Genomic DNA, 21,577 nt, shown 5'->3' with positions numbered 1-21,577 from the left:
GGTTGAGGGGGGCTTCCGCGAGCGCACCCCTTTCGGCCCGCCCCCTCCATCATGCTGCGCATGGTCCCCCTCCCCGTGCCGGGGAGGATTTTAGTGCGCCTTCCCGATGCCGCCGCCACCGATGCCTTCGGTCGCCGCCTCGCCGCGCTGGTCCACGTCGGCGATGTCGTCACCCTGTCCGGTCCACTTGGCGCGGGTAAGACCAGCATCGCGCGCGGGCTGCTGTCGGCGCTCGGCCTGCCCGGCGAGGCGCCATCGCCCAGCTTTGCGATCGTCCAGCCCTATGATCCGCCCGAAACGCGCATTCCGGTCCTGCACGTCGACCTCTACCGGATCGACGATCCGTCCGACCTCGATGAACTGGGCCTCGACGATGCGCGGTGGGACGCGGTGCTGCTGGTCGAATGGCCCGAACATGCCGGGGAGCGTGCGTGGCCGGACGCCCTGCAACTGACGCTGTCGGTCGCGGATGATGGGGGGCGTGTCTTGACAGCGGATGTGCCGCCGGGCTGGGAGGATCGATGGTCCCGGATATGAACCCGCCCGCGATGGCGGCCGAATTTTTGCAAGCCTTGGGCTGGGGGGATGCGGATGTCGTGCCGCTGGCCGGAGACGCCTCGTTCCGCCGCTACTTCCGTGCGGTCGGGCATGATCGCTCGGCGATCCTGATGGACGCGCCGCCGCCGCATGAGGACCCGCGGCCGTTCATCGCTATTGCTGAGTGGCTGGGCGAGCGCGGCTTCGGCGCGCCCGCGATCCTTGGCAGCGACCTGACCCACGGCTTGGTGCTGCTGGAGGATTTCGGCGACGCGCGCTTCCGCGAAACCGCCGATGCCGCACCCGAGAGTGAATTGCGGCTGTACGAGGAGGCGGTCGACGTGCTGATCCGCCTGCGCGATCACCCCGCCGCCGACATCGCACCCTACGACGCCGACACGCTGCACCGTGAAGCGGCGTTGCTGACGGAATGGTATTGCCCGGCGACCGGCGCGGATGTCGATGCGGAGGGCTATCGCGCGGCATGGGGCGCGGTGTTCGATCATGCGATCGCCGAAGCCCCGGTCACGGTGCTGCGCGACTATCATGCCGAAAATCTTATGCTGATCGAGCGCGGCATGGGGCTGCTCGATTTCCAAGACGCGCTGGCCGGGCATCCGGCCTATGACCTCGTGTCGCTGTTGCAGGATGCGCGGCGCGACGTGCATCCGTCGCTGGAGGCGGCGATGCTCGACCGCTATCTGCGCATCACCGGCGCGGGCGATACGTTCGCCACTGCCTATCATATCCTCGGCGCACAACGGAACGCGAAGATCGTCGGCATCTTCACCCGGCTGTGGCAGCGCGACGGCAAGCCGCGCTATCCCGGCCTGTGTCCGCGGGTGTGGGACTATCTCAACCGTGATCTGGAGCATCCCGCATTGGCACCGGTGAAGGCGTGGTTCGACGCCAATCTGCCGTCTGAGCTGCGCGGCGACCCGATGGTGATCGCCGGGGCATGACACGTACGCTGTCGATCCGCCCCGATCCGGGCGCGAAGGTGCCGCAGACCGCGATGGTGATGGCCGCGGGCCTGGGCAAGCGGATGCGTCCGCTGACCGCGACCCGGCCCAAGCCGCTGGTCGAGGTCGCGGGCAAGCCGCTGATCGACCATGTGTTCGACCGGCTGCGCTCCGCCGGCGTCGGGCGCGCGGTGGTCAATGTCCATTATATGGCCGACGCGCTGGAGGCGCATCTGCGCGCGCGGGTGAAGGACATCGAGGTCGTCGTGTCCGACGAGCGGCAGCAGTTGATGGAGACGGGCGGCGGGCTGATCCAGGCGCGCGACCTGATCGGCGACGCGCCGTTCCTGTGTATCAACAGCGACAATCTGTGGATTGACGGCCCGACTGATGCGATCCGCGCGATGGCGGCGGCGTGGGACGCAGCGCGGATGGACGCGCTGCTGCTGATGGTCCCGCTCGCCCGCGCGCACAGCCACCGCGGCAAGGGCGACTTCCACCTCGACCCCTTCGGCCGCATCGTCGGTCGGCGCGAAGCGGGAAAGCTGGCGCCGTTCGTCTATACCGGTGTCCAGATCCTGCACCCACGCGTGCTGGTCGATTCGCCGGAAGGGCCGTTTTCGACGATGCTCTTCTGGGAGCGCGCGATCGAGGCCGGGCGGGCGTGGGGACTGGTTCACCAGGGCCTGTGGTTCGATGTCGGTTCGCCCCCGGCGATCCCCGCGGCGGAGGCGATCCTGGCCGATGGCTGAGCGCCGCCGGCCCCGTCTCTTCACCATCCCGAGCCACCGGGCGTTCGCCGACGCGCTCGCTGCCGGGCTGATCGCGCGGCATCTCGATCCCGACATGGGGCTGGCGCGGGGCATCGTCATCGTGCCGAACAACCGGGCGCGGCGTGCGATCAACGACGCGTTCGTCCGCGCGAGCGGCGGCGCGCTGCTGCTGCCGCGGATCGTCGCGGTGGGCGACGTCGACCTGGAAGAATCGGTCGGCGCGCTGTTCGACCTCGATGCGGCGGAGCCGGTGCCGGCGGCGGTCGAGCCGCTCCAGCGCCGATTGATCCTCGCGCGGCTGGTGCAGGAGGCCGATCCGGCGCTCGACGCGGCGGAGGCGGTGCGACTGGCGGGTGATCTCGGGCGGACGCTGGACCAGTTGCTGGTCGAGGAAGTGCCGCCGTCGCGGCTGCGCGACATCGCGCTGGCGGAAGGGCTGTCGGAACATTGGGCGCGCGCCCTGTCGAGCTTCACCCTGGTGCTCGACCGCTGGCCCGGCGAACTGAAGAAGCTCGGGCGGATCGAATTGGCCGAGCGGCGCAGTCGGTTGCTCGACCGTACCGCCGCGGCATGGCGTGCGCAGCCGCCTGCCGGATTCGTCTGCGTGGCCGGTGTCACCTCGGCGGCCCCGGCGGTTGCGCGACTTCTGCGTGTCGTGTCCGAATTGCCCAAAGGCATGGTCGTGCTGCCGGGCGTCGACCTGGCGATGGGCGACGAGGAATGGGAGGCGCTGGGGCCGTTCGAGCGCGATCCCGTCACCGGCCGTCAGCCGCGCGGCGAAGAAACCCATCCGCAATATCACCTGAAGACGCTGCTGCGCCGGATGGGCGTCGCGCGCGGCGAGGTGCGGACGTGGCGCGCGGGGTCGGAGGTCGATGCCCCGCCGGCGCGCGGGCGGATGATCGCGACGGCGCTCTCGCCGGCAGAATTCACGCATGAATGGTCGGCACTCAAGCCCGGTCAGCGCAACCTGAGCGGCGTGTCGGCGCTGGAGGCCGCGACGCCGGCGGAGGAGGCGCAGGCGATCGCGCTGGCGCTGCGTGAAGTGCTGGAAACGCCGGGACGCACCGCTGCCCTCGTAACCCCCGATCGGGCGCTGGCGGGCCGTGTCGTCGCCCATCTGGCGCGGTGGAAGGTGCCGATCGACGATTCGGCCGGCCGCCCCTTGTCGCAAACGCCGCCGGGTGCGCTGTTGCTGGCGCTGGCGGAGGCCGCGACGGGCGACTTCGCGCCGTTGCCGCTGCTGGCGTTGCTCAAGCATCCGCTGGTCGCGGCCGGCGAGTCGCGCGCGGTGTGGCTGGAGGGGGTTCGCGCGCTCGACCTTGCCCTGCGCGGCCCGCGACCGCCGGCGGGGCTCGACGGGCTGACGACGCATTTCGCCGAGAAGGGCGGGCTGGCGGCGGAGCGCTGGCCGGACATCTGCGAGCGGCTCGCCCCGGTCGGGCGGGTGCTGGCGGACGGGCCGGCGCTGGGCGATGCACTGGCGTGCCTGCGCGAAGCGGCGACGCGGCTGTGCGGCGATGCGCTATGGGCACGAGTGGACGGTCGGGCGGCGGCGGAGTTGCTGGCCGAACTGGAGGAGCGTGCGCCGGCCGGACCGGCAAGGGTCGCGCCGGGAACGCTGCCGGCATTGCTGCGCACGCTGATGGACGAAGTCGCGGTCCGGCCGCCGCGCGGCCAGCATCCGCGCCTGGCCATCTACGGTCTGATCGAGGCGCAGTTGCAGTCGGCGGACCTGATGATCCTTGCCGGGCTGAACGAAGGGGTCTGGCCGGGCCTGCCCGCGCCCGATCCGTGGCTGGCGCCGCGCATTCGCGCCGAGCTCGGGCTGCCGGGCCTCGACTGGCGGATCGGGCTGTCGGCGCATGATCTGGCCGGCGGGCTGGGCGCGCGAGAAGTGCTGCTGACGCGGGCGCGGCGCGACGCGCGGTCGCCGACGATCGCCTCGCGCTTCTGGTTGCGGTTGCAGGCGCTGGCCGGAGAGGGCTGGGCGCGGGCCGACCATCTGCTCGGCTGGGCGCGCGGGCTCGACCATCCCGATGGTCATCGTCCCGCCGACCGACCGCAGCCACGCCCGCCGTTGGAGCGGCGGCCGAGCCGGATCGCGGTGACCGACGTCGACCGGCTGAAGGCGGACCCCTACGCTTTCTACGCGAAGCAGATATTGAAGCTGCGCCCCCTCGATGCGGTCGATGCCGATCCGAGTGCGGCATGGCGGGGGACCGAGGTTCACGCGATCCTGCGCCGCGCGTGGGAAGAGGATGGGCTGGACGCGACGCGACTCAGGACACGGGCCGAGACCTGGCTCGCCGACGCGCACCCGATGCTGCGCGCGCTGTGGCAGCCGCGGCTGATGGAGGCGATCGACTGGATCGGCGCGCAGATGACCGCGATGCGCGACGAAGGACGCGACGTTCTCGCGGTGGAGAAGCGCGGCGAGATTCCGCTGGCCGGCGTTACGCTCTACGGCATCTTCGACCGCGTGGATCGGTTGCCCGGCGGCGGGGTGGGAATCGTCGATTACAAGACCGGCAAACCGCCCTCGACTGCGGCGGTGCGGGCCGGGTTCAGCCTGCAACTCGGGCTGCTCGGCCTGATCGCCGAGCGCGGCGGGTTCGAGGGCGTTCGCGGGGCGGCGGCGGCGTTCGAATATTGGTCGCTGGGCAAGGGCAAGGACGGCTTCGGCTATGTCGCGTCGCCGGTCGATGCGAACGGTAAGTACGGGCGGATCGTGACAGGCGAGTTCGTGCCTCTGGCCGAAGCGAGCTTTGCCGAGGCGGCGGGGAAGTGGCTGACGGGGGACGAGCCGTTCACCGCCAAGCTGGTGCCGGAGTTTGCGTCCTATGCGGAATATGACCAGCTGATGCGGCGGGATGAGTGGTATGGTCGGGATTGATTGCGTGTCGTCCCCCCCATCGTCATTCCGGCGAAAGCCGGAATCCAGGGTTGCTGTGCCCGGGCCTTCGTACTCCTTGACCCTGGATCCCCGCTTTCGCGGGGATGACGTTAGGGGTGGCAGGCAATGAGCGGCCGCGCCTCCACCTTTCTCCCGCCGTTGAAGGACCAGCAGGGCGCAGCGAGCGATCCGGCGCGCAGTGTCTGGCTGTCGGCGTCGGCGGGGACCGGCAAGACCCAGGTGCTCGCCGCCCGTGTCTACCGCCTGCTGCTGCGCGGGGTCGAGCCCGGTTGCATCCTGTGCCTAACGTTCACCAAGGCGGGCGCGGCGGAGATGGCGGGGCGGATCAATTCGACGCTCGCGCGCTGGGTGCGAGCCGACGACGTCGCGCTGTCGGCGGATTTGCAGGCGCTGGGTGAGGCCTATGACCTGCCGCAACGGCGGCGGGCGCGGACCCTGTTCGCCAAGGTGCTGGATGCGCCGGGCGGTGGCCTACGCATCCAGACGATCCACAGCTTCTGCCAGAGCCTGCTCGCCGGTTTCCCGGTCGAGGCGGGGCTGGTGCCGGGTTTCCGCCCGCTCGATGCGCGCGAGGAAGCTGGGCTGGCGCGCGAGGCGTTGGCCGACCTGTTGGTCGAGGAGGAAGCGGCCGGTCGCCGGACATTGGTCGACGCGATCGGGGCGCTGAGCCTGCGACTGGGCGAGGGCGGGGCGGAGGCGTTCCTGATCGCCTGCGCGCGCGCGCCGGATGCGATGGAGGCGCTGCCGAGCGGGATCGCGCCGTGGCTGCGCCGTGCGCTCGACCTTCCCAGCAAGGACATCGCCAAGCATGTCGCCGAGCGCTGTTCGGACGGGCTGTTCGATTGCGCCGGGCTGCGCACGCTGATCGATGCGAACCGGCAGTGGGGGACGGCCACCGGCAACGATTATGCCGTGATCGGCGAGCGATGGCTGGCCGCGTCGCCGGACGATCGTGTGGCGCAACTGTCCGCGCTGGCCGGCATCTTCCTCACCGGCAAGGGCGAGCCGCGCAAGGCGTCGGCGAAGCTCGTTGCGCTGTTGCCCGACTATGCCGAGCGCGCGGCGGAGGTTGCAGCGGAATGCTCCGACCTGATCGGCTTGATCGCGCGCGCGGGCTATGCCGATCTGCTTGCCGCTGCCTTCGAGGCGGGGCGGGCCTATGCGCGCAGCTATCGGGCGGCCAAGCGGCGGCTGGGGGCGGTGGATTTCGACGATCTGATTCGCGCGACGGTCGATCTGCTGTCGCAGCCGGGGATGGGCGACTGGGTGCGCTACAAGCTCGACCAGGCGACCGACCATATCCTGATCGACGAGGCGCAGGACACCAACCCGCAGCAATGGGCGATCGTCCGGGCCATCGCCGACGAATTCTTCGCGGGCGAGGGCGCCCATGCGGATCGCGCGCGCACGCTGTTCACGGTCGGCGATTACAAGCAGGCGATCTTCGGCTTCCAGGGCACGAGCCCGCTCTATTTCGAGGCCGCGCACCAGCATTTCACGCGGCAGAGCGTCGCGGAGGACGCGTTCGGGGCGGTCGCCCCGCAGCTGGGGACGCTGGCGCTGACCGCGAGCTTCCGGTCGACCCGTCCAGTGCTGGAATTCGTCGACGCCGCGATCGACGCATTGCCGCCGCCTGCCTTGGGCACCGCGACCGAGCGGCATGAGAGCGAAGTCCCCGGACCCGGCACCGTAACGCTCTGGCCGCTCGTCACCGCCGGTGCGACCGAGGGCGAGGACGGCGGCGAAGAGGGCTGGGTCGACGACGCCACGCGCGCGCTTGCCGGGCGGATCGCGAAGGCGATCAAGGGGTGGATCGGGACGCTCAGGCTCGACAGCAAGGGGCGGACGCTGCGGCCGGAGGACGTCATGGTGCTGGTCAAGCGACGCGGTGAACTCGCGTCGCTGATCGTCGCGCGGCTCTACGCCGAGGGCGTGCCGGTGGCAGGGGTTGATCGGTTGCGCCTAAATGCGCCGCTGGCGGTGCAGGACCTGCTGGCGACGATCCGCTTCGTGCTGCAACCCGACGACGACCTGACGCTGGCGTCGTTGCTGGTGTCGCCGCTGATCGGGTGGAGCCAGGACGAGCTGATGGCGGCGGCGATGCGCGATGGGCGGCGGAGCCTGTGGCGGCATCTGCGCGAGACGCAGGACGAGGCGCGGCTGGAGCCGTTGCGTGCGTTGCTCGGACGGGCCGACTTCACCACCCCCTACCGCTTCCTCGAAGAGATCTTGTCCGGGACGCTCGACGGGCGCCGCAAGCTGATCGAGCGGCTGGGCGAGGAGGCGCGCGATCCGATCGAGGAATTGCTCGGCGCTGCGCTGAACTTCGAGGCGACGTCGACGCCGTCGCTGCAACGCTTCCTCGACTGGTTCGATCGCGGCGATGTCGAGATCGTGCGCGATCCGTCCGCGCCGCTCGACGCCGTGCGGGTGATGACCGCGCATGGCGCCAAGGGGTTGCAGGCGCCGCTTGTGATCCTGGCCGACGCGACCGCCGATCCGGTGAACGCGCGGCGCGATATCGTGAAATGGCCGATCGACGGGATCGAACTGCCCGTGTTCCGCCCGCGCGCGGTGGAGCGGGCCGGATCGCCGCTCGATCCGGTGCTCGCCGCGGCCGATGCGCGAGAACTGGAGGAGCATTGGCGTCTGTTCTACGTCGCGGCGACGCGGGCGGAGGAACGTCTGGTGGTGGCAGGTGCGCTGGGCAGCCGGCCGCTGTCGCCGAACAGCTGGTACGCGGCATCGGGCGCCGCGATGGATGCGCTGGGGGTCGCGCCGGCGAGCGAAGGCGAGGAGCGCAGCTTCGCCGGCAATGCGCCGGCCGCGCCCGTCGCGCCGAAGCCGGAGCGCAGGACCGAATACGAGACGGCGACGCTTCCCGACTGGACGCGCGAGCCGGCGCCGGAGGAAGCGCGACCGCCACGACCACTCGCGCCGTCGTCGATCGGTGAGGACGAGGTCGCCGATCCGCCGCCCACCGCCGCGATGCGCGCCGCGGCCGAGCGTGGGCGCCTGCTCCATGCGCTGTTCGAGCGGCTGCCGGCGCTCGACTCCGACCGCCGCCACGGCGCGGCACTCCGCTGGCTGGAGGTTTCGGGCGGGGTCGATGACGCACGTCTGCGCGAGGAGATCGCGCGGTCGGCTTGCGTGATCCTGAGCGATCCGGCCCATGCCGAAGTGTTCGGTCCGTCCGCTCTGGCCGAAGCACCGATCGCGGCCACCGTCGGAGGCGCGGTGATCGCCGGCACGGTCGACCGGCTGGTGGTGACGCCGGACCGGGTCCGCGTCGTCGACTTCAAGACCGGTCGCCGCGTGCCGGGCTCGCTCGACGATATTCCCGTCTATCACTTGCGTCAGATGGCCGCCTACGCAGCCGCCCTGCGCGTGGTCTTTCCGGGGCGCGCGGTCGAGGCGGCGCTGCTCTACACCGCCGGCCCGAGGCTGTTCGATCTGCCCGACGATCTGCTCGACGCGCACAAGCCGCGCTTGGCGGCTACGGAGCAAAGCTAGGCCTCGTGCGCTTGAGCCGGTGACGGCGCCATCCTAGATAGCGGCCAACACAAGGAGACAGGCGCATGGCCACCAAGCAGATCACCGACGCGAGCTTCCAGGACGACGTCATCAATGCCGACAAGCCGGTGCTCGTCGATTTCTGGGCGGAATGGTGCGGGCCGTGCAAGATGATCGGGCCGAGCCTGGAAGAGATAAGTGACGAGCTGGGCGAGCAGGTGACGATCGCCAAGCTGAACATCGACGACAATCCCGACGCGCCCGGCCGCTACGGCGTCCGCGGCATCCCGACGATGATCCTGTTCAAAGGGGGCGCGCCCGCGGCGACCAAGGTCGGCGCGGAGCCCAAGGGCCGGATCAAGGCTTGGCTGGAAGGCGAACTCGGCTGATCGAACGTCGTTAACGTCGATTTAGGATCAGGCGCGATAGGACGATCCCTTGGGGGGTCGTCTTGTCCGCTAACTATCAGTCGTTTCAGAGGATTGTCGGACTGGGGCAGGGTGACGACGCCCTGCCGAAGTCGCTGATCCAGGCGCAGTTGCGGGCGGCGCGGGCGGGCTATCCGGCAACCTTCGCCTCCACCGTCATTGCGGGCGGTGCGGTCTTCTGGTCGGCCCCTTTCCAGGTAACGACGAATTTCGCTGCGGCTTTGCTGTGCATCGTCGCGCTGCTGTCGCTTGTCCGCTGGCGCGCGGAGCGGCGCGTCGACTGGATGTTCGATGACGCCCGCGCCGCGATCCTGTCGTTCGCGCGGCTGTCCTTCATCACCGCGCTGTCATGGGGCGTACTGATGGCGTTGCTGACGGCGACGTCGCAGGGAGACGAACGGCTGTTCGCTGCCTGCTGTCTGATCGGCGTGATGTCGGTCGGGGCATTGAGCGCCGCTGCGGTACCGCTCGCCAGTCTGGCCTTTCTGTCGGGGTCGCTGATCGGCGCCGTCATGACGATCGTCCTGGCCGATATTCCGATGCGGATATTCGCGGCGCTGGCGGTCTTCATGATCCTGCTCGCGCGGTCGATCCTGCTCCAGGCGAAGCTGTTCGTCGATAATCACCACGCCGAAGTCCAACTCGCGAACGCGACGCGCGGTCGCGCCGATGCCGAACTGATGGCGCGCGCGGAGCAGGAACGCGCCGCATTGGCCGAAGCACGGGCACGACAGGTCGCGCAGGAGCGGCGGATCGACGACCGCCAGGCGGAGATGACGACACTTGCCGGGCGCTTCGAACAGAGCGTCGGTCAGGCGCTGGCCGCGCTGGGCGAGGCGGCGCAGGACGCGCGGGCCAGTGCCGATATGCTGGTCGGGATCGGCGATCGCCAGACCCAGGAGGCGGCGGCGATCGCGGAGTCGACGCGTCGGACCGACGAAGCGGCGGACACGATGCGATCGACCGCCGAGTCGCTCGCCCAGTCTCATGCGACGATCGCGCGCCGCATCGGCGACCATGCCGCGCAGACGAGCGCCGCGGTGGCGAATTCGCGCGAGAACGAGCGGGAGATCGGCGAACTGGTCGATACCGCGCAGGAGATCGGTACCATCGTCGCGGCGATCGCGCAGATCGCCGGGCAGACCAATTTGCTGGCGTTGAACGCGACGATCGAGGCCGCGCGCGCCGGCGATGCCGGGCGCGGCTTTGCCGTCGTCGCGACCGAAGTGAAGGCGCTCGCCAGCCAGACCCAGCGCGCGACCGCGGACATCGATCGTCAGATCACGGGCATGCAGGCCCGCGTCGCGCGGGTCGCGCAGGGGCTCGATTCGGTCCTAGCCCAATTGGGAACGATCTCGCGCCTCGCCGACGAGATCGCGACCGAAACCGCCGGCCAGACCCGTGTCACCGGAACGATCGTCGAGGACGCACGCCGAGCAGCGGCGGTCGCGGCCGACCTGCGCGACGGGATCGAACGCTCGATCAATTCTTCGGAGGTGACGCGACGGCTGACGGGGGGTGTCGCCACATCGAGCACCGACGTCGCCCGGCAGGTCCAGGCACTGGCCGATGCCGCGCAGTCGTTCCTTGCGGACCTTCGCGCGGCGTAATCAGCTGCGATAGTCGGCGTTGATGCTGATGTAGCCGTGCGTCAGGTCGCAGGTCCACACCGTCGCGCGACCCTCGCCTAGCCCCAGGTCGACGCCGATCTCGATCTCGCGGCCTTTCAGATGCTCGGCGACGGGCGTCTCGTCATAGCCGGTAACCGCCAGCCCGCCCTCGGCGACCTGCGTCGTGCCGAAGCGGATCGCGAGCCTGTCGCGCTCGGCCGGTTCGCCTGCCTTGCCGACCGCCATGACGACCCGGCCCCAGTTGGCGTCTTCGCCCGCGATCGCGGTCTTCACCAGCGGCGAATTGGCGATGCTCATCGCGATGCGGTGCGCGGATCGGTCGCTTTCGGCGCTCTCAACGGTCACCTCGATCAGCTTCTGCGCGCCTTCGCCGTCGCGCACGACCAAGTGGGCGAGTTGCATGCACAGGTCCGCGAGCGCCGCGACGAAGGCGTCGGCGCCGTCGCTGTCGTCGCTCTCGATCGGCGCGTTGCCGGCCTGGCCGGTCGCGAAGGCGAGGACCGTGTCGCTGGTCGAGGTGTCGCTGTCGACCGTGATGCACGAGAAGGTCTTCGCATTCGCCGCCGACAGCGCCGACTGGAGGAACTCGGGCGTGACCGCCGCGTCGGTGAACACGAAGCCGAGCATCGTCGCCATGTCCGGCGCGATCATGCCCGATCCCTTGACGATCCCGACCAGCTCGACCCGGCGGCCGTCGACGATTGCCGAGGTCGTCGCGACCTTGGCGAAGGTGTCGGTGGTCATGATCGTTTCGGCCGCGGCGACCCACGAGCACGGCTCGGCGACATAGGCGGCGTCTAGCCCGGCTTCCGCCTTGTCGATCGGCAGCGGCACCCCGATCACGCCGGTAGAGGCGACGAACACGTCCGACGGATCGCAGCCGAGATGCGCGGCCGTGCGGGCCGCAATCGCCTCCACCGCCTCACGACCGCGGTTGCCGGTGAAGGCGTTGGAGTTGCCCGCATTCACCACCAGCGCGCGAGCGCGACCCAGCACGAGAGCGCGCCGGCACCATTCGACCTCTGGCGACGGACATTTGCTCTGCGTCGTCACGCCGGCAACCGCCGTACCGGGCGCAAGCTCGACATAGGTCAGGTCGCAGCGATCCCATGCCTTGTACCGCGCGCGCGCCACGCGGCGGACGACGCCGGCGATTTCGGGCAGATCGGGAAGCGTAGCGGGGGCGAGGGGGGAGCGGGCGTCGGACATGGCTGGCGCTTAGATCGACCTTCGAGTCCGGCCAAGTCGAAACAGCGCGTCGCGTGGTTCTTGGCGATCGACAGGAGGCGCGTTAGACTCGAAGCGGGCAATGTGGGGGGCAGGCGTGAAGTCTTTCGCACTGATCATGATCGCGATGCTGCTCGGCGGGGGAACGCCCGTCGCCGAAGCGCAGAAAAGGGATGGCGCGAAGGCTGGCTTGAAGGGCAATCCGGGGCAGTTCTTTGGTCCGGATGCCTATCCGCAGGATGCCAGACGCGCGGGTGCCGAGGGGCGGGTCGTAGCCATCCTGAAGGTCGACGCGACCGGAACCGTCGTCGACTGCACCCTTCGCCAGAGCAGCGGGAATGCCTCGCTCGATACGCAGACCTGCGCCATCGCCCGGGAGAAGGTCAGGTTCACGCCCGCGACCGACCGCCGCGGCAGACCGATCCCGAGCGACTATCCGCTGGCGGTCAAATGGCAATTGGAAGGCTTGGAGCTGAGCGAGTGAATGCGCTTGGTAGAGGTCGATGTGTCCGCTGATGGCAACGCGGTCGCCTGTCGAGTGGCCGATCGGCCTGACGACCGTCGTTGCCCGCCCGATATCGCCGGACTGGTCGCCTCGCTGCCGAAGGGGGATCGCCCCCATATCCTCGACGTGCGGGGCAGCCTGCATTTCGGAGATGTGCCGGCGCCCGATCAACTGCCGCCGGCGGGCGCAGACGTGCAATTCCTGCGTGTCGCCAAAATCTTCGTGAACGAGGTCGGCAACGTCCTCGAATGTACGGGGATCGAGCGGCGCGGCGTCGACGACTATCCCGATTGTCCGACCTATAGCGGACCGATCGGTGCCCGGCGCAGCGAGGATGGATCAGCCCAGACGACCTGGGCCGTCATCGCGCTCTCCTTCACCAAACGACCCGAAGCCGCGCCCGTCGCCACGAAGTGAGAACGGTTGCGTTTCGCGCGATAAGCATGAAAGCATTGGACGCGTTATCGATCGATACCTATGTCGTCGCAGTTCTGATGGATTTCGTCGCTTGAACCTGTTCCTCCTCCTGACTGCCATGTTGTCGGCGCTGACCGGGGTCGGTCGTGCGGTCGATGCGCGTGCGCATGCCGGCGTGGAGGCGAGTCAGGTCGTGGCGGCGGTGCAGGCGGTCGCGCCGGCTGCTGTCCGTAGCATCGCGTCGCAGCCCGACGGCTATGTCGCGCCGGCGCCGCTGATCCTCGACCTTACCCGCGCCCTCTACGCGCTGCGGCCCGTCGCGCCGGAACGTCGGCGCGAATAAGCGCTTTGGGTGGCGAACTGCCGCCCCCCTGTCATCGCTATTTTCTAGGCGGCCCCGCGTGTGGCCGCGCATCTGTATTTCAAGGATAATCCTATGCTCGGCGGATTTGCCAAGTCCCTGTTCGGGTCGTCGAACGACCGTTACGTCAAGTCGCTGAAGTCGATCACCGACAAGATCGCCGCGCTCGAACCGCAGATGCAGGCGATGTCCGACGACGACCTGTCGCAGCAGACCGCGCGGTTCCGCGAGCGACTGGCCGCGGGCGAGAATCTCGACGCGCTGATCCCGGAGGCCTTCGCGACCGTGCGCGAGGCGTCGGTGCGGACGCTCGGCATGCGGCACTTCGACGTGCAGATGGTCGGCGGTATCGTGCTCCACCGCGGCGAGATCGCGGAGATGAAGACGGGCGAGGGCAAGACCCTCGTCGCGACGCTGGCGGTCTATCTCAACGCACTGCCGGGCGAGGGCGTGCACGTCGTCACGGTCAACGACTATCTCGCGCGTCGCGACGCCGAGCAGATGGGCAAGCTCTATGGCTTCCTGGGGCTAACGACCGGCGTCATCGTGCCGAACCTGGCCGATCATGAGCGTCGTGCGGCATATCACAGCGACATCACCTACGGCACGAACAACGAGTTCGGTTTCGACTATCTGCGCGACAACATGAAGTACGACCGCGCCTCGATGGTCCAGCGCCCGTTCGCCTATGCCATCGTCGACGAGGTCGACTCGATCCTGATCGATGAGGCGCGCACGCCGTTGATCATTTCTGGCCCGACCGACGACAAGTCCGACCTCTACATCCAGGTCGACGCGGTCGTGAAGCAGTTGGGCGAGGACGATTACGAGAAGGACGAGAAGCAGAAGTCGATCATCCTGACCGAGGACGGCACCGAGCGCGTCGAGCGCATGCTGGAGGCCGCCGGGCTGCTGGAGGGCGCCAACCTCTACGATTTCGAGAATACCCAGGTCGTCCACCACACGAACCAGGCGCTGCGTGCGAACAAGATGTTCAAGCGCGACACCGATTACATCGTGAAGGACGGCAAGGTCATCATCATCGACGAGTTCACCGGCCGCATGATGGATGGCCGGCGCTGGTCGGACGGCCTGCACCAGGCGGTGGAGGCCAAGGAGGGCGTCCAGATCGAGCCTGAGAACCAGACGCTCGCATCGATCACCTTCCAGAATTACTTCCGCATGTACCCGAAGCTGTCGGGCATGACCGGCACCGCCGCGACCGAAGCGCCCGAATTCTACGACATCTACAAGATGAACGTCGTGTCGATCCCGACCAACGTGCCAGTGCAGCGCGTCGACGAGGAAGACGAATTCTACAAGGATACGCAGGACAAGTTCCGCGCGATCGCCAAGCGGATCCGCGAACATGCCGAAAAGGGCCAGCCGGTGCTTGTCGGCACGGTGTCGATCGAGAAGTCCGAGCTGTTGAGCGAGTTCCTCAATCAGGAAGGCGTTCGCCACGAGGTGCTGAACGCACGCTTCCACGAGAGCGAGGCGCATATCGTCGCGCAGGCGGGCCGGCTGGGCGCCGTCACCGTCTCGACCAACATGGCCGGCCGCGGGACTGACATCAAGCTGGGCGGTAACGCCGAGTTCCGTATCGAGGACGAGCTGCGCGATATGCCGGAAGGCCCGGAGCGCGACGCCGCCATCGCGAAGATCGAGGCAGAGGTCGAGGCCGAGCGCCAGCAGGTGATAGCCGCCGGCGGCCTGTTCGTGCTGGGCACCGAACGCCACGAAAGCCGCCGCATCGACAACCAGCTGCGTGGCCGGTCGGGTCGTCAGGGCGATCCGGGCCTCAGCCGCTTCTACCTGAGTCTGGACGACGACCTGCTGCGCATCTTCGGGCCGGACACGCTGTTCGCCAAGATGATGCGCAACAACATCGGCGATGGCGAGGCGATCGGCAGCAAGTGGCTGACCAAGGCGATCGAGACCGCGCAGAAGAAGGTCGAGGCGCGCAACTACGACATCCGCAAGCAGGTCGTCGAGTACGACGACGTGATGAACGACCAGCGCAAGGTCATCTACGAACAGCGCGCGGACATCATGGATGCCGATACGGTCGGCGACGTCGTGGTCGACATGCGCGTGGCGACGGTCAATGCGGTCGTGGGCGGCGCCATTCCGCCCGATACCTATCCGGAACAGTGGAACATCGAGGGCCTGAAGGCGCAGGCGAGCGAACTGCTGAATGTCGATGTTCCGATCGAGGAATGGGTGAAGGAAGAGGGGATCGAGCCCGAGACGATCGAGGAGCGCGTTCTCGCCGCCGCTGAAGCGGTGGTCGAGGAGAAGGCCAAGGACCTCGACACCGAGACGTGGACCGGCATCGAGAAGTCGATCCTCCTCCAGAACCTCGACCATCACTGGAAAGAGCATCTCGCGATGCTCGACGCGCTGCGCCAGGTCGTCCACCTGCGCGCCTATGCGCAGAAGACGCCGATCAACGAGTATAAGCAGGAAGCGTTCGCGATGTTCGAGCGGATGCTGGGCAACATCCGCGAGGACGTGACCCGGACGCTCGCCTATGCCCAGTTCCGCATGGCGCCGCAGATGCCGGAGTTCGGCGACTATGGGCAGCTGCCCGAACTGCCGGACTTCATCACCAGCCACATTGATCCGTTTACTGGCGAGGATAATTCGGCGGATTGGGATGCGGGTACGCGCGGCCTGGTCAATACGACGCTGCCGCCGCTGTCGATCCCCAAGCCGACCGGCGCCGAAGTGGGTGAGGATCCGGAAAGCTGGAAGGGCGTGGTCAACCGCAACGCGCCGTGCCCGTGCGGGTCGGGGCTGAAGTACAAGCATTGCCACGGGGCGCTGGTCTGAGGGGTTGCGGCGACCGTTCATGCTGACCGGGTCGAAGCGGTGCCCGTCTTCTGGGACGCCCTTCGACAGGCTCAAGGCGACCGGATGACTTGAGAGCGCGTGCCGCCCACCCCCGTTCGCCCTGAGCCTGTCGAAGGGCCGTACTGCGATAAACCCGCGATATGCTCGCGGCTCGAAGAACGGTGCTTCGACAAGCTCAGCACGAACGGGGAGGGCGGAGCCCCTTGCACTGCTAAGAAAAGGGCCGCGCACCCGGCGGGGTACGCGGCCCTTTCTCATTTCGATCGCAGGGGTTACCGGCCCTGAGCGTCCGGTACCCGGATCGTCGGACCCAAGCGCTCGACTACGTCGCGGGCGTCGAACGCGCGGACATTGTTGCTCGGCTTCGGACCGCGGCCGACGATGATCTCGGCCATCGCCTCGTACCGGTCGACCGTGCGCACGTCGACGCCGCGGTCCCAGAAGGGATCGCCCCAGAACGGGTCCCACGAACGCCAGCCGAAGCCACGGCCGTAGTACCGCCACGCCGGACCCCAATAGCCGAAACCCGAGAAGCCGCCGTACGGCCCGAAGCCGCCGCCGAGGCCCGGCGTCGTATAGGTCCGCGTCTGCTTGTCGGTGTCGCGGTCGGCCATGATGAAATAGTCGTTGCCCGACTGCAGCGTCAGTTCGGCCGCGCGGAACAGCAGATAGCGCTCGACCGTGTCGCGCGAGGTATAGCTGTTGCCGGCGAACGAGACGCGGAAACGGTCGCGCTCGATCTGCTGATCGAAATAGCCCGTCCGGTTGAAGCCATAGCCGGTTGCCGGACGATAGGGCGTCGGGCCGGCGCAGGCGGCGAGGGTGGTGGCACCGGCCAAAACCGCCGCCATCAACGCGCGTCGCCGGGAGAAGAACGTCTTGGTACGCATTGGAACCTCCACCGGGCGGTTCCACGACGGACACACCCGCTTTGCAAATGGAACGTCCCGCCCGGACTTTGGCTCCGCGCGACACGCCTTGATGCACACGCTACGCCAGCTTCGCTTTCGCGCGGCTGAACGTGCCGCAATCGCGATCAGGCGATTCGCTCGGGCACCTCTGCCGCGTCGTTCAGTATCGCAGCCTTGGGAGCGACCGCTTCCCACGGGAATACGAACCAGTCCTTCGTCACCCTGCGATCGATCTGGCGCCACGCATAGTCGATGCGCTGGTCGGACACCGCGTTGTCGATCATGACCACGAAACGCACGTTGTCGCCGTCTGCGCCCTCTGCCGCCAGTTGCTGGCGGATGGCGGCGATGGTGCGGCCCGAGTCGTTGATGTCTTCGACGAACACCAGCCGCTCGCCGTCGCGGGTCCGCCGCGCGAGGGTGGCGATCAGTGCCGCGTTGAATTCCGGGATCGGCGTCGAGAAATCGATCGATACCATCGGCAGTCCGGTCGCGTGGCTGAGGAACACCGCGGGCACCAGTCCGCCGCGTCCGACACCGACAAGCAATTGCGCCTGCCAGTCGTCGGCACGCAGCATGTTGGCCAAGGCCTCGACCGACGCGAGGAAATCGTCATGCGTGATCGGCGTCAGCGTCGGGGTGGTCATGCGTGCGCCTCCACATAGGCGTCGATCTTCGCGAGGTGATCGGCGACCGCCGCGTCGTCGAGGAACGAGCCGAGAAAACTGTTGCGCGCCAGCGTCGCCAACTGGCGCTTGTCGAGGTTGCGCCCTGCGGCGGCGGCACGAAAATTCTCGCCGATATAGCCGCCGAAATAGGCCGGATCGTCCGAATTGACCGTCGCGCGCAGGCCCAGCTCCAGCATCCGGTCGATCGGATGGACGTCGATCGAGGGGACGTTGCACAGCTTGACGTTCGACAGCGGGCATACGGTCAGCGTCATGCCGGTCCGCGCGAGGCGGGCGGTCAGCGCGGGGTCTTCGAGGCTGCGATTGCCGTGGTCCAGCCGGTCGATGTGCAGCAGGTCGAGCGCTTCGCGAACATAGTCGGGCGGGCCTTCCTCGCCGGCATGGGCGACGAGTTTCAGTCCCTTGGCGCGGGCGGCGGCGAAGACGCGTTCGAACTTGGCGGGCGGGTGGCCGACCTCCGACGAATCGAGCCCGACGCCGGCGATACGGTCCAGCCATGGTTCGGCCGCGTCCAGCGTCGCAAAGGCCGCTTCTTCGCTCAGATGGCGGAGGAAGCAAAGGATGAGCTTGGACGTGATGCCGTGCTTCGCCTCCGCGTCCGCCATGCCGTCGCACAGCCCCTCGATCACATCGGCGAAGGGAATGCCGCGGTCCGTGTGGGTCTGCGGATCGAAGAAGATTTCGGAATGGACGACGCCGTCCGCCGCGACGCGGTCGAAATAGGCGGTCGCGAGGTCGCGGAAGTCGGCGCGCGTCCGCAGCACGTCGGCGCCGGCATAATAGATGTCGAGGAAGTCTTGCAGATTCGAGAAGTCGTAGGCCGCGCGCACCTCGTCGACCGAGGCATAGGGGATCGCCACACCGTTCCGCTTCGCGAGCGCGAACATCAGTTCGGGCTCCAGGCTGCCCTCGATATGTAGGTGGAGTTCGGCCTTGGGCAGACCGGTGATGAAGGCGTCGAGATCGGACATGACCGCTTCCATCGCAAGCGCGTGTGCCGCGCGCAAGGTCAGGCGGCGGTGAGCTGCCGGATTACGGTGTAGCGATCATGCTCCGCGACCAGTCCGATCGTTGGGGGAGCATAGCCGACCAGCCGCCCCGCCGCGATCGCATCCTCCAGCGCGCTGGCCGCCGAGGCGGGGTCGCGCAGGTCGAGGTCCGGCACGTCGAGCAGATTGCAGCGCCACCAGCCAAGCGCCTGGAACCGCTCGATCAGCGCGTCGTCGAACCGGTAGCGCAGGATGCGCGCCGGATTGCCGCCGACGATGGCATAGGGCGGCACGTCGCGCGTGACGACGCTATGCGCCGCAATGACCGCGCCGTCGCCGATCGTCACCCCGTCGCGGATATAGGCGTTGGTGCCGATCCAGACATCGTTGCCGATCGTCGTGTGCGGCCGTTGATCATAGTCCTGCAGGGGCAGGGCGCGTTCCCACGCGGGGTTCTCATCGACGAAATGCCGTTCGAACGCGAAGAAGTCGCTGACATAGCCGATCGGCGAGGTCGTCATCCAACCGGTCGGGTGCTGCGTCATGCCGATCTGGACGCCGGGTCCGACCGAGCAATAGCGGCCAATCGTCGCATTGGCGAAGCGGCAGCGCTGCGTGAAATAGGTGAAGGCGCCGATGCGGGCGGGGGCGTCCCAGATGTCGCAGCCGAACAGATTGACTGGCGTCTCGAACATCGTCGCGTCGTCGACCGAAAAGCGACCGGTGACACCCAGGTCGACGCCGAGCCGCATTAGATGCCGGGCGAAATCGGGTGTGATGTCGAGGAGGTGGAGCGCCATGCGGGCAGTATCGGCGCGGCATGGTTAAGCCGGCGTTACCGTCGCCGGGGACGAAGTGGCTCCCTGAGTAGGATTCGAACCTACGGCCGCTCGATTAACAGTCGAGAGCTCTACCGCTGAGCTATCAGGGAACGCTTCGGAGGCGCGCTGATAGCAGTCTGTCGGCGGCTTGCAACCCCCAAAACGATGAAATTCGTCACCATGCTTCAGGCGGCGAACTGCTCCATCGTGATGCGGTCGTCCAGCGCATGTTCGGGATCGAACAACAGGGTGAGGTCGCGGTGATGGTCGATGGCGATGGCGACGCTCGCAACGTCACGAACCTCGCGCTGATCGGCGACCGCGCTGACAGGGCGCTTGTCCGCCTCCAGCACCGTGATACCGATCCGCGCCTTGTCCGGCAGCACCGCCCCGCGCCAGCGGCGGGGACGGAAGGCACTGATCGGAGTCAGCGCGATCATCGCCGAGCCGAGCGGCAGGATCGGGCCGTTGGCCGACAGATTATAGGCGGTCGAACCGGCCGGGGTCGCTGCTAGGATACCGTCGCACACCAGTTCGGGCAGCACGACGCGGTCGTTGACCGTCACTTCCAGCTTCGCGGTTTGGCGCGTCTCCCGCAGCAGCGAGACTTCGTTGATGGCCGGCAGCACGCGGGTCTGGCCGTCGATCGTCGTCGCGGTCATCGTGAGCGGGGAGACCTTGAACGGCTTCGCTCGCTCCAGCCGCCGGTCCAACCCGTCGAGTCGCCACTCGTTCATCAGAAAGCCGACGGTGCCGAGGTTCATGCCGAACACGGGCACGCTGCGGCGCGATTCGAGCATCGCGTGGAGCGTCTGGAGCATGAACCCATCGCCACCCAGAGCGATGACCTGATCGGCGTCGTCGAGCGACACCCAGTCATAGCGATCGGTCAGCTCGGCAGCGGCAGCCTGTGCGGGGGCGGTGGGCGACGCGACCAGCGCGCGCCGGACGGGCTCGCTCATCCGCCGGTCACGCTCATATGACGCGCGACCGCGGGGGCGGCGGCGTCGATGCGGAAGTCGTGGCGCGCTGGCTTGGTCGCCAGCGCCTCGTCGATCGCGGCATCGACGGCGGAAAGGCCACCGGCGCGCAGGGCTGCCTTCAGATCGACCTGCCCCTCATGGCCGAGACACATATAGAGCTTGCCCTCGGTCGTCAGTCGCACGCGGTTGCATCCATCGCAGAAATTGGCGGTCAGCGGTGAGATCAGGCCGAGCCGCGTACCCCAGGGCGTGCGCCAATAGCGGGCCGGTCCGCCGGTGCGGTGGCCGTCGCGCGCGAGGGGATAGCGGGCGGCGAGCGACTCGAACACGCGGGTCAGCGGCACGAAACGGTCGGTCCGGTCCTCGTCGATCGCGCCGAGCGGCATCGTCTCGATCAGGCTGAGGTCGAAACCCTGTTCGCCGCACCATTCGAGCATCGCAGGGATTTCGGCCTCGTTCAGCCCGGCCAGCGCGACCATGTTGATCTTGACCGCCAGCCCCGCCGCCTTGGCCGCGGCGATGCCGTCCAGCACTTGCGCGACATCGCCGTGGCGGGTGACGAAGCGGAAGGTGTCGGGGTCGCGGCTGTCGAGGCTGACGTTGATCCGCCGGATGCCGGCGTCGAACAGACGCGGGGCGACACTGGCCAAGCGCGTCGCGTTGGTCGTCATCGTCAGTTCGTCGAGGCCGGAACCGACGTGGCGTCCGAGACGGTCGACCAGTTCGACCACGTCGCGGCGGACCAGGGGCTCACCCCCCGACAGGCGGATCTTGGTCACGCCGCGCGCGATGAAGCGTTCGGCGATGACCGCGATTTCCTCCAGCGCCAGCAGTGCGCGGCGGGGAAGGAAGGTCATCTGTTCGGCCATGCAATAGCGACAGCGCAGATCGCAGCGGTCGGTCACAGACACCCGCAGATAGCTGATGGCGCGACCGTGGCGGTCGATGAGGGGAGCGGGGGATGCCATCGTGCGGGAAACTAGGCCTTTGCGAGGGGAGCAACAAGGGGCGGGGTGGTTTTACGGACGTGCCGTAAAACACGTCCGGAGCGACGCGA

The 21,577-nt window shown here is 68.1% G+C and carries 18 protein-coding genes and 1 tRNA gene; 11 read left to right on the top strand and 8 right to left on the bottom strand.

All coding sequences use genetic code 11. The features are described from left to right. Positions 1-93 precede the first annotated feature (93 nt). From tsaE to ACFSC3_RS15430, 7 genes are all read left to right on the top strand, one after another. A complete protein-coding gene (gene tsaE, locus ACFSC3_RS15460) occupies positions 94-537 on the top strand; it encodes a tRNA (adenosine(37)-N6)-threonylcarbamoyltransferase complex ATPase subunit type 1 TsaE (protein WP_380941322.1) in 444 nt (147 codons plus the stop codon). Then, positions 522-1,499, top strand: coding sequence for an aminoglycoside phosphotransferase family protein (locus ACFSC3_RS15455; RefSeq protein WP_380941321.1), 978 nt, complete (start codon positions 522-524; stop codon positions 1,497-1,499). The genes tsaE and ACFSC3_RS15455 overlap by 16 nt, the downstream gene beginning before the upstream one ends. Then, a complete protein-coding gene (locus ACFSC3_RS15450; RefSeq protein WP_380941320.1) occupies positions 1,496-2,251 on the top strand; it encodes a nucleotidyltransferase family protein in 756 nt (251 codons plus the stop codon). The genes ACFSC3_RS15455 and ACFSC3_RS15450 overlap by 4 nt, the downstream gene beginning before the upstream one ends. Further along, complete coding sequence (locus ACFSC3_RS15445; protein WP_380941319.1) at positions 2,244-5,168, top strand: PD-(D/E)XK nuclease family protein; 2,925 nt, start codon at positions 2,244-2,246, stop codon at positions 5,166-5,168. The genes ACFSC3_RS15450 and ACFSC3_RS15445 overlap by 8 nt, the downstream gene beginning before the upstream one ends. A gap of 126 nt (positions 5,169-5,294) precedes the next feature. Continuing rightward, complete coding sequence (gene addA, locus ACFSC3_RS15440) at positions 5,295-8,702, top strand: double-strand break repair helicase AddA (protein WP_380941318.1); 3,408 nt, start codon at positions 5,295-5,297, stop codon at positions 8,700-8,702. Between the two features lie 65 nt (positions 8,703-8,767). Beyond that, positions 8,768-9,091 carry a thioredoxin gene (gene trxA, locus ACFSC3_RS15435; protein WP_380941317.1) on the top strand — a complete coding sequence of 108 codons (324 nt, stop codon included), beginning with the start codon at positions 8,768-8,770 and terminating at the stop codon, positions 9,089-9,091. A 62-nt stretch (positions 9,092-9,153) separates the two neighbouring features. Continuing rightward, a complete protein-coding gene (locus ACFSC3_RS15430; RefSeq protein WP_380941316.1) occupies positions 9,154-10,740 on the top strand; it encodes a methyl-accepting chemotaxis protein in 1,587 nt (528 codons plus the stop codon). Here ACFSC3_RS15430 and argJ read toward each other — a convergent pair whose 3' ends face one another. Next, on the bottom strand, positions 10,741-11,970 hold the full coding sequence (gene argJ / locus ACFSC3_RS15425; protein WP_380941315.1) for a bifunctional glutamate N-acetyltransferase/amino-acid acetyltransferase ArgJ: 1,230 nt from the start codon (positions 11,968-11,970) through the stop codon (positions 10,741-10,743). A 115-nt stretch (positions 11,971-12,085) separates the two neighbouring features. On the opposite strand from argJ, the gene ACFSC3_RS15420 reads away from it, so the two are divergent. The 4 genes from ACFSC3_RS15420 to secA all read left to right on the top strand — a co-directional run bounded on the left by ACFSC3_RS15420 (position 12,086) and on the right by secA (position 16,106). Further along, entirely contained in the window at positions 12,086-12,472 is a 387-nt protein-coding gene (locus tag ACFSC3_RS15420) for an energy transducer TonB (RefSeq protein WP_380941314.1), read from the top strand. Positions 12,473-12,526: 54 nt separating this feature from the next. Then, the gene (locus ACFSC3_RS15415; RefSeq protein ID WP_380941313.1) at positions 12,527-12,910 is read left to right on the top strand and encodes a hypothetical protein; all 384 of its coding nucleotides are present in this window, start codon (positions 12,527-12,529) and stop codon (positions 12,908-12,910) included. A 91-nt stretch (positions 12,911-13,001) separates the two neighbouring features. Continuing rightward, positions 13,002-13,253 (top strand): hypothetical protein, encoded by a 252-nt coding sequence (locus tag ACFSC3_RS15410; protein WP_380941312.1) that lies wholly within the window; start codon positions 13,002-13,004, stop codon positions 13,251-13,253. 93 nt (positions 13,254-13,346) lie between these two features. Next, the gene (gene secA, locus ACFSC3_RS15405; protein ID WP_380941311.1) at positions 13,347-16,106 is read left to right on the top strand and encodes a preprotein translocase subunit SecA; all 2,760 of its coding nucleotides are present in this window, start codon (positions 13,347-13,349) and stop codon (positions 16,104-16,106) included. A 293-nt stretch (positions 16,107-16,399) separates the two neighbouring features. Here the strand turns inward: secA and ACFSC3_RS15400 are convergent, their stop codons facing one another. From ACFSC3_RS15400 to moaA, 7 genes are all read right to left on the bottom strand, one after another. Beyond that, positions 16,400-17,017, bottom strand: coding sequence for a CC0125/CC1285 family lipoprotein (locus ACFSC3_RS15400; protein WP_380941310.1), 618 nt, complete (start codon positions 17,015-17,017; stop codon positions 16,400-16,402). A gap of 146 nt (positions 17,018-17,163) precedes the next feature. Then, positions 17,164-17,685, bottom strand: coding sequence for a phosphoribosyltransferase (locus tag ACFSC3_RS15395; RefSeq protein ID WP_380941309.1), 522 nt, complete (start codon positions 17,683-17,685; stop codon positions 17,164-17,166). Beyond that, positions 17,682-18,698: an adenosine deaminase gene (locus tag ACFSC3_RS15390; RefSeq protein ID WP_380941308.1), complete on the bottom strand. Its 1,017-nt coding sequence runs from the start codon at positions 18,696-18,698 to the stop codon at positions 17,682-17,684. The genes ACFSC3_RS15395 and ACFSC3_RS15390 overlap by 4 nt, the downstream gene beginning before the upstream one ends. Positions 18,699-18,736: 38 nt before the next feature. Continuing rightward, a complete protein-coding gene (locus ACFSC3_RS15385; protein ID WP_380941307.1) occupies positions 18,737-19,516 on the bottom strand; it encodes a CatB-related O-acetyltransferase in 780 nt (259 codons plus the stop codon). Between the two features lie 56 nt (positions 19,517-19,572). Further along, a tRNA-Asn gene (locus ACFSC3_RS15380) sits at positions 19,573-19,647 on the bottom strand. A gap of 75 nt (positions 19,648-19,722) precedes the next feature. Then, the gene (locus ACFSC3_RS15375; protein ID WP_380941306.1) at positions 19,723-20,499 is read right to left on the bottom strand and encodes an NAD kinase; all 777 of its coding nucleotides are present in this window, start codon (positions 20,497-20,499) and stop codon (positions 19,723-19,725) included. Further along, the gene (gene moaA, locus ACFSC3_RS15370; RefSeq protein ID WP_380941305.1) at positions 20,496-21,488 is read right to left on the bottom strand and encodes a GTP 3',8-cyclase MoaA; all 993 of its coding nucleotides are present in this window, start codon (positions 21,486-21,488) and stop codon (positions 20,496-20,498) included. The genes ACFSC3_RS15375 and moaA overlap by 4 nt, the downstream gene beginning before the upstream one ends. Between the last annotated feature and the right edge of the window lie 89 nt (positions 21,489-21,577).

Source organism: Sphingomonas floccifaciens (assembly GCF_042681125.1).
Classification (GTDB): domain Bacteria; phylum Pseudomonadota; class Alphaproteobacteria; order Sphingomonadales; family Sphingomonadaceae; genus Sphingomonas; species Sphingomonas floccifaciens.
The sequence above is the reverse complement of the archived record's forward strand: the minus strand, read 5'-3'. Positions and strand labels throughout refer to the sequence as shown.